At 58.9% G+C, this 14,555-nt stretch carries 16 protein-coding genes; 11 read left to right on the top strand and 5 right to left on the bottom strand.

The features are described from left to right. The first annotated feature begins 3 nt into the window (after window positions 1-3). The 4 genes from AC1ME2_RS26635 (at window position 4) to AC1ME2_RS26650 (ending at window position 3,446) form a co-directional block, all read left to right on the top strand. A complete protein-coding gene (locus AC1ME2_RS26635; protein ID WP_480438205.1) occupies window positions 4-471 on the top strand; it encodes a nitrogen fixation protein NifZ in 468 nt (155 codons plus the stop codon). Next, window positions 464-1,348: a nitrogen fixation protein NifM gene (nifM, locus tag AC1ME2_RS26640; RefSeq protein ID WP_480438206.1), complete on the top strand. Its 885-nt coding sequence runs from the start codon at window positions 464-466 to the stop codon at window positions 1,346-1,348. The genes AC1ME2_RS26635 and nifM overlap by 8 nt, the downstream gene beginning before the upstream one ends. Then, window positions 1,341-2,684: an ATP-dependent Clp protease ATP-binding subunit ClpX gene (gene clpX / locus AC1ME2_RS26645; RefSeq protein WP_480438207.1), complete on the top strand. Its 1,344-nt coding sequence runs from the start codon at window positions 1,341-1,343 to the stop codon at window positions 2,682-2,684. Before nifM ends, clpX begins: the two co-directional genes overlap by 8 nt. Before the next feature lie 219 nt (window positions 2,685-2,903). Further along, window positions 2,904-3,446: a flavodoxin gene (locus tag AC1ME2_RS26650; protein ID WP_480438209.1), complete on the top strand. Its 543-nt coding sequence runs from the start codon at window positions 2,904-2,906 to the stop codon at window positions 3,444-3,446. A gap of 123 nt (window positions 3,447-3,569) precedes the next feature. Here AC1ME2_RS26650 and AC1ME2_RS26655 read toward each other — a convergent pair whose 3' ends face one another. Continuing rightward, window positions 3,570-4,001 (bottom strand): TOBE domain-containing protein, encoded by a 432-nt coding sequence (locus AC1ME2_RS26655; RefSeq protein ID WP_480438211.1) that lies wholly within the window; start codon window positions 3,999-4,001, stop codon window positions 3,570-3,572. A 182-nt stretch (window positions 4,002-4,183) separates the two neighbouring features. Between AC1ME2_RS26655 and AC1ME2_RS26660 the strand changes: the two genes are divergently transcribed. Genes AC1ME2_RS26660 through modC form a run of 4 tightly spaced genes read left to right on the top strand, consistent with a single transcriptional unit; the run spans window position 4,184 to window position 7,589 of the window. After that, window positions 4,184-5,002, top strand: a complete 819-nt coding sequence (locus tag AC1ME2_RS26660; RefSeq protein WP_480438212.1) for a TOBE domain-containing protein — start codon at window positions 4,184-4,186, stop codon at window positions 5,000-5,002. Between the two features lie 23 nt (window positions 5,003-5,025). Continuing rightward, window positions 5,026-5,778 (top strand): molybdate ABC transporter substrate-binding protein, encoded by a 753-nt coding sequence (modA, locus tag AC1ME2_RS26665; RefSeq protein WP_480438213.1) that lies wholly within the window; start codon window positions 5,026-5,028, stop codon window positions 5,776-5,778. Between the two features lie 12 nt (window positions 5,779-5,790). After that, window positions 5,791-6,486, top strand: a complete 696-nt coding sequence (modB, locus tag AC1ME2_RS26670; RefSeq protein ID WP_480442345.1) for a molybdate ABC transporter permease subunit — start codon at window positions 5,791-5,793, stop codon at window positions 6,484-6,486. A gap of 2 nt (window positions 6,487-6,488) precedes the next feature. Continuing rightward, window positions 6,489-7,589, top strand: coding sequence for a molybdenum ABC transporter ATP-binding protein (gene modC / locus AC1ME2_RS26675; RefSeq protein ID WP_480438214.1), 1,101 nt, complete (start codon window positions 6,489-6,491; stop codon window positions 7,587-7,589). Between the two features lie 63 nt (window positions 7,590-7,652). Here the strand turns inward: modC and AC1ME2_RS26680 are convergent, their stop codons facing one another. Beyond that, entirely contained in the window at window positions 7,653-8,561 is a 909-nt protein-coding gene (locus AC1ME2_RS26680; protein WP_480442347.1) for a LysR family transcriptional regulator, read from the bottom strand. A 98-nt stretch (window positions 8,562-8,659) separates the two neighbouring features. Between AC1ME2_RS26680 and AC1ME2_RS26685 the strand changes: the two genes are divergently transcribed. Further along, complete coding sequence (locus AC1ME2_RS26685) at window positions 8,660-9,322, top strand: NADPH-dependent F420 reductase (protein WP_480438216.1); 663 nt, start codon at window positions 8,660-8,662, stop codon at window positions 9,320-9,322. 287 nt (window positions 9,323-9,609) lie between these two features. Here the strand turns inward: AC1ME2_RS26685 and AC1ME2_RS26690 are convergent, their stop codons facing one another. Next, window positions 9,610-10,803 carry a 3-hydroxybenzoate 6-monooxygenase gene (locus AC1ME2_RS26690; protein ID WP_480438217.1) on the bottom strand — a complete coding sequence of 398 codons (1,194 nt, stop codon included), beginning with the start codon at window positions 10,801-10,803 and terminating at the stop codon, window positions 9,610-9,612. Window positions 10,804-10,941: 138 nt separating this feature from the next. Next, entirely contained in the window at window positions 10,942-11,994 is a 1,053-nt protein-coding gene (locus AC1ME2_RS26695) for a cupin domain-containing protein (RefSeq protein ID WP_480438219.1), read from the bottom strand. A 210-nt stretch (window positions 11,995-12,204) separates the two neighbouring features. Between AC1ME2_RS26695 and AC1ME2_RS26700 the strand changes: the two genes are divergently transcribed. Continuing rightward, window positions 12,205-12,630 (top strand): MarR family winged helix-turn-helix transcriptional regulator, encoded by a 426-nt coding sequence (locus AC1ME2_RS26700; RefSeq protein ID WP_480438221.1) that lies wholly within the window; start codon window positions 12,205-12,207, stop codon window positions 12,628-12,630. 142 nt (window positions 12,631-12,772) lie between these two features. On the opposite strand, the gene AC1ME2_RS26705 is transcribed toward AC1ME2_RS26700, so the two are convergent. Next, complete coding sequence (locus AC1ME2_RS26705; protein WP_480438222.1) at window positions 12,773-13,684, bottom strand: LysR substrate-binding domain-containing protein; 912 nt, start codon at window positions 13,682-13,684, stop codon at window positions 12,773-12,775. Between the two features lie 140 nt (window positions 13,685-13,824). Between AC1ME2_RS26705 and AC1ME2_RS26710 the strand changes: the two genes are divergently transcribed. After that, the gene (locus AC1ME2_RS26710) at window positions 13,825-14,523 is read left to right on the top strand and encodes a fumarylacetoacetate hydrolase family protein (protein WP_480438223.1); all 699 of its coding nucleotides are present in this window, start codon (window positions 13,825-13,827) and stop codon (window positions 14,521-14,523) included. The last annotated feature ends 32 nt before the right edge of the window (window positions 14,524-14,555 follow it).

A 14,555-nucleotide genomic window follows, 5' to 3' on the forward strand; every position in this document is an offset into this window, starting at 1 on the left:
GTCATGAGCCTTCCGCGATTCGAGTATGGCGATGAAGTTCGCCTGATCCGTAACGTGCGTAACGACGGCACCTATCCGGGGCTGGACACTGGCACGCTGTTGATCCGCAGAGGTGCCGTGGGCTGTGTCTACGACGTGGGCACGTACTTGCAGGACCAACTGATTTACCGCGTGCACTTTCTCGCTGACGGAAAAATGGTCGGTTGCCGTGAAGAGGAGTTGATTCCGGCATCGGACCCGTGGATCCCGAACCTGTTCGAGTACCGCGACCCGGTGGTCACGCGTTGTGCTCTTTCCTTGCGCGGTGAAGTGGTCATCGCGGCCGGATGCGGCGGCACCATAGAAAAAGTCCTGCGCGACTTGCCGCAGGGCATCCAATACCACGTGCACTTTGGCAATGGCTATGTCCTGCAAGTACCCGAGCAGAGCCTGGCGGTGGGTCAAACGCCAGTGGAGGTTAGTCATGAGTAACAACCGGCAATCGGCTTCCGGCCACAGCCGCTATCACCTGCTGAAGATCGCTCACGAGCATTTCGGTTGCCCGCCCGCCGTGCTGAACAACGATCAATTGCTTGAAGCCGAGCGCATTGTCAGCCGTCAGTTGCAGATCGAAGAGGCTGTGTTGTACAGCCCGGAGGCCACCGGCGTGGTCATCCCTCCGGGGCACATCGATGACGCTTGGGCGCAAATTGCCGGCCGTTATGACGACCCCGAAGCGCTGCGCCTGGCACTGAGCGACAGCGCGCTGGACGAGGCACGTATTCGTCCGCTGTTGGCCCGTGAATTGAAAGTCGAGGCGGTGCTGGATAGGGTGTGCAAAGACTTGACGGAAATCGGCGACGTCGAAGTCAGCCTTTACTACTTCAATCACCTGGAGCAGTTCGTGCGGCCCGCCTCGCGGCAGGCCCGGCACATCCTCATTACCATCAACCCGGCGTTCCCGGAAAACACTCGGGAGGCCGCTCTGGCGCGTGTCGAGTCCATCGCCAAACGCCTGCATAACAAGCCGGGTCGTTTTGCCGAACAGGCACTCAAGCATTCCGAGTGCCCGACTTCGCTGCAGGGTGGGCTATTGGGCAACGTCCGGCCAGGCGTTCTTTACCCGGAGCTGGAGGCCTGTCTGTTCGCTCTTGAAGTGGGGCGCGTCAGTGCGCCAGTGGAATCGCCGCTGGGCTTTCATTTGTTGTTCTGTGAGTCCCTTGAACCTTCCATGTGCGCGTCGCTGGAGGTTGTTTTACCGCACCTGCGCGAAAAACTACGCGGTCGTCAGCGCAAGGCCCATCAGCGGCAATGGCTGAAACAACTGTTGCAACACCACTCAACGATGGAGAGTCGCTCCCATGGCTGATAGCGAGAAACCCTGCTGCTCGTTCTGCGGTGCGGAAAAAAGCGCCACTGTGCCCTTGATCGCCGGTAACGAAGGGCGAATCTGCGAGGCCTGCGTCACCCTGGCCCATCAGGTGGTGAACAGTTGGGGACAGCGACGCAAACACCAGCAACTGGCGCCAAAACTGAGCACCCCTGCGGCCTACAAGGAGCACCTGGACGGCTCGGTGATCGGTCAGGAAACGGCCAAGGAAACCCTGGCCGTGGCGGTGTACAACCATTATTTGCGCTTGCTCAACAGCGACCGCGAACTGGTTTGCCAACTGGGCGAGCGGATCGAGCTGGAAAAATCCAATATCCTCATGGCCGGTCCGTCCGGCACAGGCAAGACATTGCTGGTGCGCACCCTGGCGCACACGCTCGGGGTGCCTTTTGCCACCGCCGACGCCACCACGCTGACCCAGGCAGGCTATGTCGGCGACGATGTCGACAGCATCATTGCGCGCCTGCTGGATGCCGCCAACGGTGACGTGCAACAGGCGCAATGGGGCATCGTCTACATCGACGAGGTGGACAAACTGGCCCGGCGCAGCGGGGGTGGTGGCGCGGCGGTACGAGACATTTCCGGGGAGGGGGTGCAACAAGCGCTGCTGAAGATGATCGAGGGCAGTGAAGTGCGCATCGGCAAGGCGGGGCGGCGTAACGAACAGGGCGAAGAGCAGGTGATCGATACGCGCAATATCCTGTTTATCGCCGGTGGTGCGTTCGCGGGTCTGGAGGAATTGATCAGCAGCCGTATCAAGCCCAAAACCAGCAGCATTGGCTTCCATGCGCCACCGCGTTGGCAGCAACCGTCGGTTAACGAGTTGTTGGCCTCGATGCTCCCGGACGATCTGCACGAATACGGTCTGATTCCCGAGTTCATTGGCCGTTTTCCAATTATCACTTTTCTCCAGGAGCTGGACCACGGCACGCTGTTGCGCATCCTCACCGAACCACGCAATTCGCTGATCAAGCAATTCCAACAGCTATTCGCCTATCAGGGGGTGAGCCTGGACTTTACCCCTGAGGCATTGAACTTTATTGCCGACCAGGCCCTGAAACGCAAGACCGGCGCGCGCGGCCTGCGTGCCGTGTTGGAAGCCGCGCTGCAACCGACCATGTTCACCATGCCGTCGCGTCCCGAGCTGCGCGGTTGCACGCTGGAGCTTGAGGGCAATGCAGATGCAGATGCCGATGGAAGTGGCTGTTTGCGCGTCGTGGAGCGGTTGATGGAGGAGGGCGTCGATGTGCCCCAGGATCGCCAGTCGGCCGCGGAGACCAGCCCTGAACCGGTGCGCCTGAGCGTTGATGTGTGAGTGTCGCAAACCCGACAGAGCCTGCCATCGCGTGCGAAGCGGCACGTCGGTTTTGCGACATGGGGTTTCTGTTAAGATAAAAACTCTTTTAATATCATTAGGTTGTATCTGCTGCGTGAATATTCGGCATGGCCTGTTTCGTGCTCTTGTCTTGGTGTGAGCCGGGCTTTGAAGAGTGCCGGAACGCTTTCTTATCTATGCAGCAGCCCGAGGTGAACCATGGCCAAAATTGGAATTTTCTTCGGCACCAGCACGGGAAAAACCCGCAAGGTCGCCAAAAGTATCAAAAAGCGCTTCGACGACGAGACCATGGCAGCCCCGTTGAACGTTAACCGCACCACACCCGAGGACTTCGCCGGTTACTCGCACCTGATCCTCGGAACACCGACCTTGGGCGACGGGCTGTTGCCGGGCCTGTCCGCAGATTGCGAGACCGAAAGCTGGGAAGAGTTCCTGCCCAAACTTGCCGGCCTGGACTTCTCAGGCAAGACCATCGCGTTGTTCGGGCTGGGTGACCAGATCGGTTATGGCGATGAGTTTCTCGACGCGATGATTCTCCTGCACAGCTTCTTTGCCGGGCTTGGCGCCAAACTGGTCGGTGCATGGCCAACCGAGGGCTATGAGTTCGCGCACTCGGAGTCGGTGGTCGATGGGAAGTTCGTTGGCCTGGCGCTGGATCTGGACAATCAGAGTGGTCTCACGGAGGAGCGTCTGGATGTCTGGTTGAAGTCGATTTCGGCGGACTTTAGTCTGGCGCTGTAACCCAAGGGCCTGTAGCGGGCGCTTGCCCTTCGGTATCGGGTTGAACGGCGCATAATTGGTGAGCCCTTTCTATTGAAGGGGCCCACCAGCCCGCGCTGTCTTATCAAAGACAGTCTGGAAGAATCAGGTCTTCTTGCGGCCCAAAATGATATGCGAGGCCTTGATTACCGCAGTCGCCTGCACACCGGGTGCCAGACCGAGTTCTGCCACCGCCTCGCGAGTGACGATCGCAGTGATTTGTGTGCCGCCCGCCAAACGCAGGGTCACCTCACTGTTCACCGCCCCGGCTTCTACCGACTCCACCGTACCCGGTAACTGATTACGCGCAGACAGATGGAAGTCGCTGGCATCGGTCATCAACATGACCCAAGGTGCCTTGATCAATGCAACCACTTCAACATCGGTAGCCAGTTGCAGCTCGCGCACACTGTCCATGGTCACCACGGCCACCAACTGGTCGCCGTTGCCTAAATCAATATCCACCACCGCATTCACTGCACCAGGATGGCACAATGAGATTTTCCCCCACAAACGATTGCGTGCGCTGATTTGCATGTTGACTCTCCGCTGATGTCGGTTTCGCGACACGCTGTAGTGTTTGCTACATAGAAAACCCGAATAGGGACTCCTGTTCGGTCGCGGCTACTGTAAGAAAGCCTTTGATATAGGCGCAACCATAGCGCTCTCATCATTGGCACGTTTATCGCTATATATCTCCTTATACACAGGGAGCCACTATGACCCATACCCCGCAGCGCTTCATCGGTCACTTGTCGCTTGAGGGCGCGGTTGGCGTATCGCTATCCGAAATACGCATTCGTCTGCTCGAACAGATCGGTCTGTGCGGTTCTATTAGCCAGGCGGCCAAAGCGGTGCCGCTGTCCTACAAGGCGGCGTGGGATGCGATAGATGCGATGAACAACATGGCGCAGCAACCGCTGGTCGTCCGGGTTACGGGGGGCAGGCAGGGCGGCGGCACCCAGCTCACCGACTACGGGCGAAGCATCGCTGCCATGTACCGGGCGCTGGAGCTCGAATATCAGATCGCGCTCGACCGGCTAAGCGTGCGTCTTGGAGAAGTAGGAGGAGCCGATATCCATGAGTTTCAAAGCCTTATGCACCGACTTTCGATGAAGACCAGTGCACGCAACCAATTCTCCGGGCCAATTGCTGGCCTACGCGATGGGGGCGTGGACTACGAAGTGCGCCTGCGTCTGGATGCGCAGACCGACCTGATTGCGGTGATCACCAAAGCCAGCGCGGAGAACCTCGCCCTGGCCATTGGCAAGGAGGTCTTCGCTTTCGTCAAATCTTCATCCGTGCTGCTCAGCACCGACCGCGACCTGCGCCTCACTGCACGCAACCAGTTGTGGGGCGAGGTCGTCGAAATTCAGCAGGGCTCGGTGAACGATCAAGTCAGTTTGCTGCTGCCTTCCGGGCGCAGCGTTACCGCAGTTATCACTCATGACAGCTGCGAAATTATGGGCCTGGTGGTGGGTCAGCAGGCGTGCGCTTTGTTCAAGGCTTCCAGCGTCATCCTCGCCGTATACGACTGATTACGACCCAAGGAGTTTTGTATATGAATGTCCGTTCCAGCCTGTTTGTCGCCATTGGCTTCGCGTTGATCTCGACCCTGGTGCAGGCCGAGCAAGTGCAAGTGGCGGTGGCGGCCAACTTCACCGAGCCGATGCGAAAGATTGCCGAGCAATTCGAGAAAGACACTGGCAACCAGGCGGTCCTGACCTTTGGTGCTACAGGCAAGTTTTATACCCAGATCACAGAGGGTGCGCCTTTTGAGGTATTCCTTTCTGCGGATGACACCACTCCGGCCAGGCTGGAGAGCGAGAAAGCCGGTGTCCCGGACAGCCGATTCACCTATGCCATCGGCAAGCTAGTGCTGTGGTCGGCCACGCCCGGTTATGTGGATGCCAAGGGTGAAGTGCTGAAGAAAGGCGACTTCAAACATCTGTCCATTGCCAACCCGAAAGCCGCGCCCTACGGTGCCGCCGCCATGCAAACACTGGATAAGCTTGGCCTGACCCAGCAAGTCGAAAGCAAGATCGTCACCGGCGAAAGTATCGCCCAGACGTATCAGTTTGTTTCCACCGGAAACGCCGAGCTTGGCTTCCTCGCGCGGTCCCAAGTGACCGAAAACGGCAAGCTGGTCAGCGGCTCGGACTGGCTGGTGCCGGACGACCTCTATAAACCTATCCGCCAGGACGCGCAGATCCTGACCAAGGGTGAGCGCAACCCGGCAGCCAAAGCATTGATCAACTACCTCAAAAGTCCCAAGGCCATAGCGATCATTCGCTCGTATGGCTACACGCTCTAGTGTTCTGGTGTCCTGGCTTTTAAGGAGCTTCTATTGCTCTCTGCTTTCGATCTTGACGCCGTCTGGCTGACCATCAAACTGGCCAGTCTGACCACGCTTATCCTGCTGGTTATTGGCACGCCGATAGCGTGGTGGTTGGCCATTACGCGTTCGCGCCTGCGCGCAGTGATGGGTGCCCTGGTGGCGTTACCGCTGGTGCTGCCGCCCTCGGTGCTGGGCTTTTACTTGTTGATTGGTCTCGGCCCGCACGGCCCGCTGGGCGCGCTGACCCAAGCGCTCGGTTTGGGCCTGTTGCCTTTTACCTTCGCCGGACTAGTATTGGGTTCGACCTTGTATTCGATGCCTTTCGTCGTACAACCGTTGCAACAAGCCTTCGAGGCTGTTGGCAAGCGCTCGCTGGAGGTCGCCGCAACGCTACGTGCATCGCCCCTGGATACGTTTTTTACCGTGGTCGTGCCGCTGGCTCGTCCTGGCTTTATCACCGCAGCGATCCTCGGCTTCGCCCACACCGTGGGCGAGTTCGGTGTGGTACTGATGATCGGTGGCAATATCCCGCAGAGTACACGGGTGGTGTCGGTGCAGATCTACGATCACGTCGAGGCAATGGAATATGCCCAGGCGCATTGGCTGGCAGGGGGCATGCTGGTTTTTGCCTTCCTGGTGTTATTTGCCCTTTATTCCTTTAATGCCCGCCCGCGGATGATGTGAAGATGACTGATCTTTCCCTTTCGCCCTGCGGCATTGATCTACGACTGGACCACGGCTGGGGCGATTTCCATTTACAGGTCAAAGCACGCCTGCCGGCCAGTGGGGTCACGGCGATCTTCGGCCAATCCGGGTCGGGCAAGACCACTTTGTTGCGCTGCATTGCCGGACTGGAACGGGCCAAGAGCGGCTATGTCGAAGTCGCCGGTGAATGCTGGCAGGATGAGGCGCGCGGGGTGTTTCTGCCACCTGATCGACGACCGTTGGGTTACGTATTCCAGGAGGCCAGTCTGTTTGCGCATCTGGATGTGCGCCAGAATCTGGAGTACGGCCAGCGGCGCATAGCGCCCAACGAACGTCGCGTCTCGCTGGAGCAGGCGGTGGAGTTGCTCGGCATCGGCCACCTGCTCAAACGCTCGACACACAACCTGTCCGGTGGTGAGCGCCAGCGGGTGGCGATTGCCCGAGCGCTGGCCACCAGCCCGCGCCTGCTATTGCTCGATGAGCCGTTGGCAGCCCTGGATCAAGGACGCAAACAGGAAGTGCTGCCGTACTTGGGACGCTTGCACAGTGAACTGGGTATCCCAATGCTTTACGTGAGCCACTCGCTGGCGGAAGTCAGTCGCCTGGCCGACCACATGTTGTACCTGGAAAACGGCCAACTGCGCGCCGCCGGCCCGCTGAACCAGCTATTGACCCGTGCCGATCTGCCCTTGGCGCATCTGGATGAGGCCGAAACTGCGCTGGAAGGTGTGCTCGAGTCGCATGACGAAACCTTCCGCCTGAGCCGAGTACGCGTGCCCGGTGGTTTGCTGGTCTTGCCGTTGAGCGAGCTGCCATTGGGCCAACGCGTGCGCGTCAGCATCCAGGCCCGTGACATCAGCCTGGCGCTGGAAAAACCGCAACGCAGCAGCATCCTCAATATGCTGCAAGGCGAAGTGCTGGACCTTATCGATGACCTGCAGAGTGCGCAAACACTGGTGCGCATCAACCTGAACGACGCCGTGATGCTGTCACGCATCACACGCCGCTCGGCGGTGGACCTTGAACTATGCACAGGCATGCCGGTGTATGCGCTGGTCAAGGCTGTTGCGTTGATGAATTAAGTGCTCAATTTCAGTGACACCAAAACATGCACCGCTATGAACAAAAAAATCGGTTCGGGCGGCCTACGACGCAGCTGAATTCGGGCCAAAGTAGACGACCACAGCATCGACAAAACGCCTGAGTTTAGCGGTCATCTGGCGATCGGCCCTATAAAGCAAATGCATTTGACGACTAGGCGCTTCGAAGTTTGGTAGCAGTCGGATCAGATCCCCGGCCACCATCGCGGGCTCAAGGAAATCTGCTGGCCCCAAGACAATCCCGAATCCATCGAGCGCAGCCGATAACAGGGCTTTACTCTCATTGACCTGCAAACGACTGCGCACGTTCACCGTATGCACCAGGGCGCCCTGGTTGAATTGCCATTGGTTGTCGGCAGGCCGAGACCAATAGACATATCCTAGACAGTCATGATGAGTCAGGTCACTGGGCACCAGAGGTGTCCCGCGTGCGGCAAGGTAAGATGGCGCGGCGCAGGCTACCAGCCGGTAGGGTGCCAGCGGCCTGGCGGTGAGGCTGGAATTAGCGATGGGCCCGATACGAAATACCGCCTCGTAACCCTCTTCCACCAAATCGACGGAGCGATCGGTCACATTAAGATCGATTTCTACTTCAGGGTGCTGACGCAAGAACGCTGTCACGAACGGTATGAGACTGTAGGAGCCAAAAGTTGCTGGCGCGCTAATCCTCAATTTTCCACGAGGGGTGGCGCTCATGATTTGCGCCAGTGAATCGGCTGCTTGGGCCTCGCTCAAAATATGCTTGCAGCGCTCATAGTAGGCGCTGCCCAACTCGGTAAGGCTTTGCCTGCGCGTTGTGCGGTTCAGGAGGCGGGCACCGAGCCTATGCTCCAGCGCTGCCACATGCTTGGCCACCATTTGCGGCGACATGCCCAGGCGCACCGCAGCGCTGGCGTAAGAGCCTGACTCGGCTGCCATGACAAAAGCATCCATGCTGGTGAGCCTGTCGATCATTCCCCACTCCCAGTAACAAAACCAAGTCCATCCAGCTAATTTATCATCGCGTGGTTGTGAATCATCATAGGCCTCCAATCATTGAGTGGAGCAAGAACATGCGTATTGGCATTATCGGAGCGGGATTCATCGGGCGCGCGGTGGCGCAGTTGGTATTAGCGGCCGGGCATGAGGCGATGCTCAGCAATTCGAGAGGCCCTAAGAGTCTGGCCAGTGTGGCCAGCGGCATTCCAGGCAGTCAGGTGGGCACTGTCGCAGAGGCCGCGCAATTTGGCGACGTGGTGCTGGTGGCCATCCCCTTTGAGTATTACCACGAGATTCCCGCTGCCCTGCTGGAAGGAAAAACGGTTTTGGATGCCAACAATTACTACCCGGGGCGCGACGGTCATATCGGCGCGCTGGATCGTTTTGAAACGACCACGAGCCAACTCCTCGCGGCGCATCTGCCACGGTCAACGGTTGTCAAAGTCTTCAATGCCATTCTTGCTAAAGACCTGTTGCAGGACGGACGTCCCGCAAGTGCCACCGTCAGACGGGCACTTCCCATTGCCGCCGATGACCAGGATGCGAAGTTACTGGTGATGAAGCTATTGGATGAAATTGGATTCGACACAGTAGATGGCGGCGGTCTGGATGAGAGCTGGCGATTTGAGCGTGCCAAGCCGGCCTACTGCATACCACTGAATAGAGATGAACTCAAAGTAGCTTTGGCTGCGGCGCAGCGCGAAGTCGAGCTTCCTGACGGTTCATGGCGTCCTTGAGAAATACCTGGACTGCCGAATGAGCACTTGATGATTTAAATTATCTGTGGGGATGCCCGCGTTTACTGCGGGCGACTAACTCCGAGGTTCGCATGGCAGTAAGTTGGTCAGCCGTACGAATGAAGTCGGATCTGAAGCGTCACGGTATTCGTGAAAGACTCTGCGTCTGAAAACGAGGAAAGCCCTGCACGCGTAAACCTGCAGGGCTCCTCGGTCAGGCTGACCATTTTAGTGTGCATGATCACAAGGTTTGGGTCTGAAGGGGGCTCAGATACCCTGCTTGCCGTTTAATCCTGCGCCAGGCAGTTGTTCACGTTCCAGCCATACAGCCATTCCATCGCATCGTAGAACTGCTCGGTGGAGCGGTCTTTCCACAACGAGTTGCGGATCATGCGCTCGACGCCCTTGGCATGGTAGATGCGACCCATTTCGCGGCCGGACAGGACGATGCGGCCGGTGCGGGTGATTCGCGAGCGCTGGTACAGATCAAGGGCCTTTTCCCAGTCGTTGTTGTTGACGCGCAGGGCTTCGCCGAGGGTCACGGCATCTTCCAGTGCCATGCAGGCGCCCTGTGCCATGTACTGGGTGGTCGGGTGGGCGGCATCGCCGAGCAGGGTGGCGCGGCCGAAGGTCCACTGCGGGATCGGCTCGCGGTCGGCGGTTGCCCAGCGCTTCCACTGCTTCGGCAGCTCGATCAGTTGGCGCGCCTTGGGGCAGATGTCCTGGAAGTAGCTTTCGACTTCTTCCTTGCTGCCCTCGGTGACGCCCCATTCTTCCTGCTGGCGGCTGTGGAAAGTCACCACGATGTTGTATTGCTCGCCGCCGCGCAGCGGGTAGTGCACGAGGTGGCAGTTGGGGCCAACCCAGATACTGGCGGCGTTCCATTTCAGTTCATCGGGGAATTCGCTCTTGTCGATGACCGAGCGATAAACGACGTGGCCGGTGACGCGGGGCGGATCGTTAACGTAGGTCTCGCGTACGACGGACCTGACGCCGTCGGCACCGATCAGCGCGCAGCCATGGTAGGCGTTGCCATTCTGGTCATAGACGGTGACGCTATTGGCATCCGCTTCGATACGCTCGATGTGGGTATCGGTCTTGAACTCGACTCGACCGGTTTCCTGGGCACCTTCCAGTAGCGACAGGTGCACGTCGACACGGTGGATCACGGCGTAGGGGTTGCCGAAGCGCTTGCGGAAGGCTTCGCCGGTGGGGATCTTGCCCACCTGGTATTCGTCGATGGCGTCGTGCATCACCATGTAGTCGGTGAATACGGCGCGGCTGCGGGCCTTGTCCCCGACGCCCAGCGCGTCGAAGGCATGGAAAGCGTTCGGACCAAGCTGAATACCTGCACCGATTTCGCCGATGTGGGCTGCCTGCTCCAGCACCAGAACCTGGAAACCCTGACGCACCAGCGCCAGCGAAGCTGCCAGACCGCCGATGCCACCGCCGACCACTATTACGGGAAGTTGCTGAGTCATTGTTTTTTCCTTACCCCATGCAGGGTATTCACTGGGCGCTGCTGAAGCACCCGCGCCGCCTGCATAGGCAGGCAGCGGATGTTATTCGGGAGGTACCGCATCAAGCGGCAGTTGTCTTCAGAATGTTGCTTTGGGTTGTCAGGCGAAGACTTCGTAGATGCCGAGTTTGCGGTGCAGCGGAGCGTCGTCGACCATGAACAGGTAGACCGGTTCGCTGGCCGAAGCATTACTCAGGGTGACCTCGGAATGGGTCGGTACGGCGAGCGTGTCTGCGTGGCTGAACAGGTGCTCGGTGCCGTCGACCACGGCGCGGCCGGCGCCTTCAACCACGTGCAGTACACCGGAGGCCGAGCGGCGCGGCATGCGTACCTGCTCACCCGGACGCAGCATGATCGCGGAGAAGCCCAAGGTCGGCAGGCATTCGGCACCGGTTTGCGGGTTGATATAGGCCAACTGCACCAATTCGCCCAAGCGGGTCAAAGCAGACAGCTGCTGCAGAGACTCGCGCACTTCCTTCCAGGGGAAACGCAGCAGCGGATAGCTGCTGGCTTTGTTATCCAGGGCGCTGTAAGGCAGCAGGCCGCCCTGGCGATAGCGCGAGGTACAGTCCCCCGTCGCCTTGGTGATGATCTGCGACTCTTGGCCATCAATGCAGTAGGACGCTTCCATGCCGTAGATCAGTGGCAGATCCAGCGCATCAAGCCAGATCACCGGGCCTTCACCTTCATGGCCGTGCTCGTGCCACAGGCCGGGCGGAGTCAGGATCAGGTCGCCTTTTTCCATCGGCAGTTTTTCACCATTGACCACGGTGAAACCGCCATTGCCTTCGATAACGAAGCGCACGGCAGACGGCGAGTGTTTGTGGTTGGGCGCGGTTTCACCCGGCTGTATCAGCTGCAGGCCGATATAGATGGAGGCCGTCGCCTGCATATTTTCCAGACCCAGGCCCGGATTGCAGAGCACCAGCACACGGCGCTCGGCTTTCTCGATGGGTGTGAGTTCGCCAGCACGCAGCAGGTCGGGGCGCACATCGGCGTAGCGCCACATCACCGGCTGGGTGCGGCGGGCAGGCTTGCCAAAGGGCAATACAGACCGCAACGAAGGCCATAGCGGCAAGGTGTTGTTCGCCATTAGCTGTTTGTAATAGTCCTTCGGCAGATCTTCAATAGTGCCTAGATTCATCCCGCTCATGTGTGGCCTCTCAGTTCGATTGTCTTGTTTGATTGGAGCAGGGCATCCTTACCTTGCCAGCCTGCTTTACAGGCTTTTAACCTGGGCCCAGTATTTGTTCCATATGGAATTACGTCAATCGGGTTAATGTTGATCAGAATCAATAAAATTAGCACTTTGTCGTTATTTTAGACAAATATCGCGAATAAAATTGTTCCAAGAGGAAGTACTTTGCTGGATCAAGAACGCTACATACCCTATCTGCTGCACCAGGCACACCTTGCGGTGTTTCGCACCTTCGAACACCGACTCGTGCCCAGCGGTCTGACCTTGCCGCAGTGGCGAGTCCTGGCCGCCCTGGCGCATCACAAGCAACTGCGTGTTGGCGAGCTGGCGCGAATCGCCGGCCAGGAGCCGCCAACGCTGGTACGCCAGCTCGGTGTCCTGGAACAGCGAAAGCTGACCCGTCGCATAGCGTCGGAGGCGGACAAGAGGGCTACTTATGTCGAGCTGACTGACGCGGGTTGTGCCTTGACAGACGAACTCCTGCCGCAAGCGCTGGAGATTGAGAGGAGGGCCCTGGTGGGCTTCAGCGAGGACGAGATCGAGTTTCTGCGACGCTTGTTGTGCCGGGTCAGGGCGAATGCAGAAGGATGATTGCCGGCGTGATGGTGGGGCTGGCTTTGAGGGCTGGCCCCTTCCGTTCGGCGATATTTGGAGTCTGTCCCGGGGTTGCCGAGCGTAGCTCTGCGCCAAGGCGACTTGTCTGCTTGCCAAGCTGTCTGGCTGAAGCTTGACCCTACGGGTGAGAGGCCTTAATCAGGCATTCGCGAAAATCCAGGACTGTGCTGTCAACGTAGGGTTCATCGCGCCAGCAAATGCCGATGTAACCTTCGGCCTCCATTTCGAAGTCGAGGGTGCTGATCAGTCCGCTGCGGGTGAAATGCTCTGCGACCCGGCCGGAGGCCACGGAGAGCATGTCACTGGTTTGCAGCAGTCTCAGGTTGGCCATTAGGGATGACGACTCGATCCGGCTTGGCAGGGGCTTGAGTCCGGCATTGCTTAGGGCGGTGTCCAGGCGTTGGCGGATGGGCGTGCCCTCGGGCCAGAGTATCCAGTCGAACGCAGACAGGTCGCTCCAGTCGAGGTGCGAGCGCATCGCCAGCGGATGCCCAATGCGGGCGATGACCTGCATAGGTTCGCGAAACAGCATCTGGCTGTGCAGCGTTGAGCGGGGCCGGTAGTTGTCGAGGCGCCCGATCACCATGTCCAGCTGACCCAGCTCCAGCCGTTCGAGCAATACGTTCATGGTGTTCTCTTGCAGGGAGACATGCGCCCGCGGGTGCATGGCCAGGAAGTAACCGATGGCATCGGGTACCAGGCTGGGCGCCGAGGCCGGTGACGTACCAATAGAGATACTGGGGGCGTTACCTTCCTTGAGCGCGTCCATGTTGCTCTGCGCCCGTTCCATTTCGCTCAGTATGCGCCGCACATGGTTGATCAGCAGTTCACCCTGAGCGGTTGGCCGCAAGCCGCGGGCGTGGCGCTCGAACAGCGTGGCGCCTGCATCCTCTTCCAGATCCTTGAGCCATTTCGACAGCCCTGGCTGGGTGGTATGGGCGGTCCGAGCGGCGTCGCTGATGCTGCCGGTTTCGGCAAGGCGGATCAGCAGTTGTAGGTGCCTGAGGCGCAGGCGGGTGGTCCAGGTCATAGTGTTCTCATACGAAATTTAGTATGGCTTCATCTGAAAATATCATTATTCACATAGGGCTTGCAGGCTTTTAATAAGGCTAACGACGGCGGCACGCATGCAGCGCAACCGATCCCAACTCATTTTTCCAGGAGCTTCTTATGAGCTACGTATTCGAGCCACAAGCCCCCGTGACCCTGGCGGTCGTTGGCAGTGAGCAAAAATTTCCGGTGCGCCGCGTGTATTGCGTTGGCCGCAATTACGCTGCTCACGCTCGCGAAATGGGCTTTGACCCAGACCGCGAGCCGCCATTCTTCTTTTGCAAGCCTGCCGATGCCGTGGTTTCGGTGGGCTATTACCAGCCTCTGGAACTGCCTTACCCGGCAGAAACCAGCAATTACCACTACGAAATCGAGCTCGTCGTGGCCATTGGCAAGGCCGGTCGCGATATTCCGCTGGAGCAGGCCACTGACTATGTCTATGGCTACGCCGTGGGCCTGGACATGACCCGTCGCGACCTGCAGATGAAAATGCGTGAAATGGGCCGCCCATGGGAAATCGGCAAGGCGTTCGATGCCTCGGCTCCGATCGGTCCATTGCACCCGGCCAGCAAGATTGGCCACCCGAGCAAGGCGGGTCTATGGCTGCAGGTTAATGGCACTGACAAGCAACGCAGCGATATCGACAAGCTGATCTGGTCTGTACCGGAAACCATTAGCTATCTCTCGCGCTTCTTCGAACTGCAGCCTGGCGACTTGATCATGACCGGTACACCAGAAGGTGTGGGCCCGGTGGTGGTCGGCGAGCGCATGACCGGTGGCGTAGAAGGCTTGGGCGAGATCCAGGTCGACGTCGTTTAACACGTTCCGGGGCCGGCTCCACGCCGCCGGCC

Source organism: Pseudomonas sp. ASL9, from assembly GCF_056680335.1.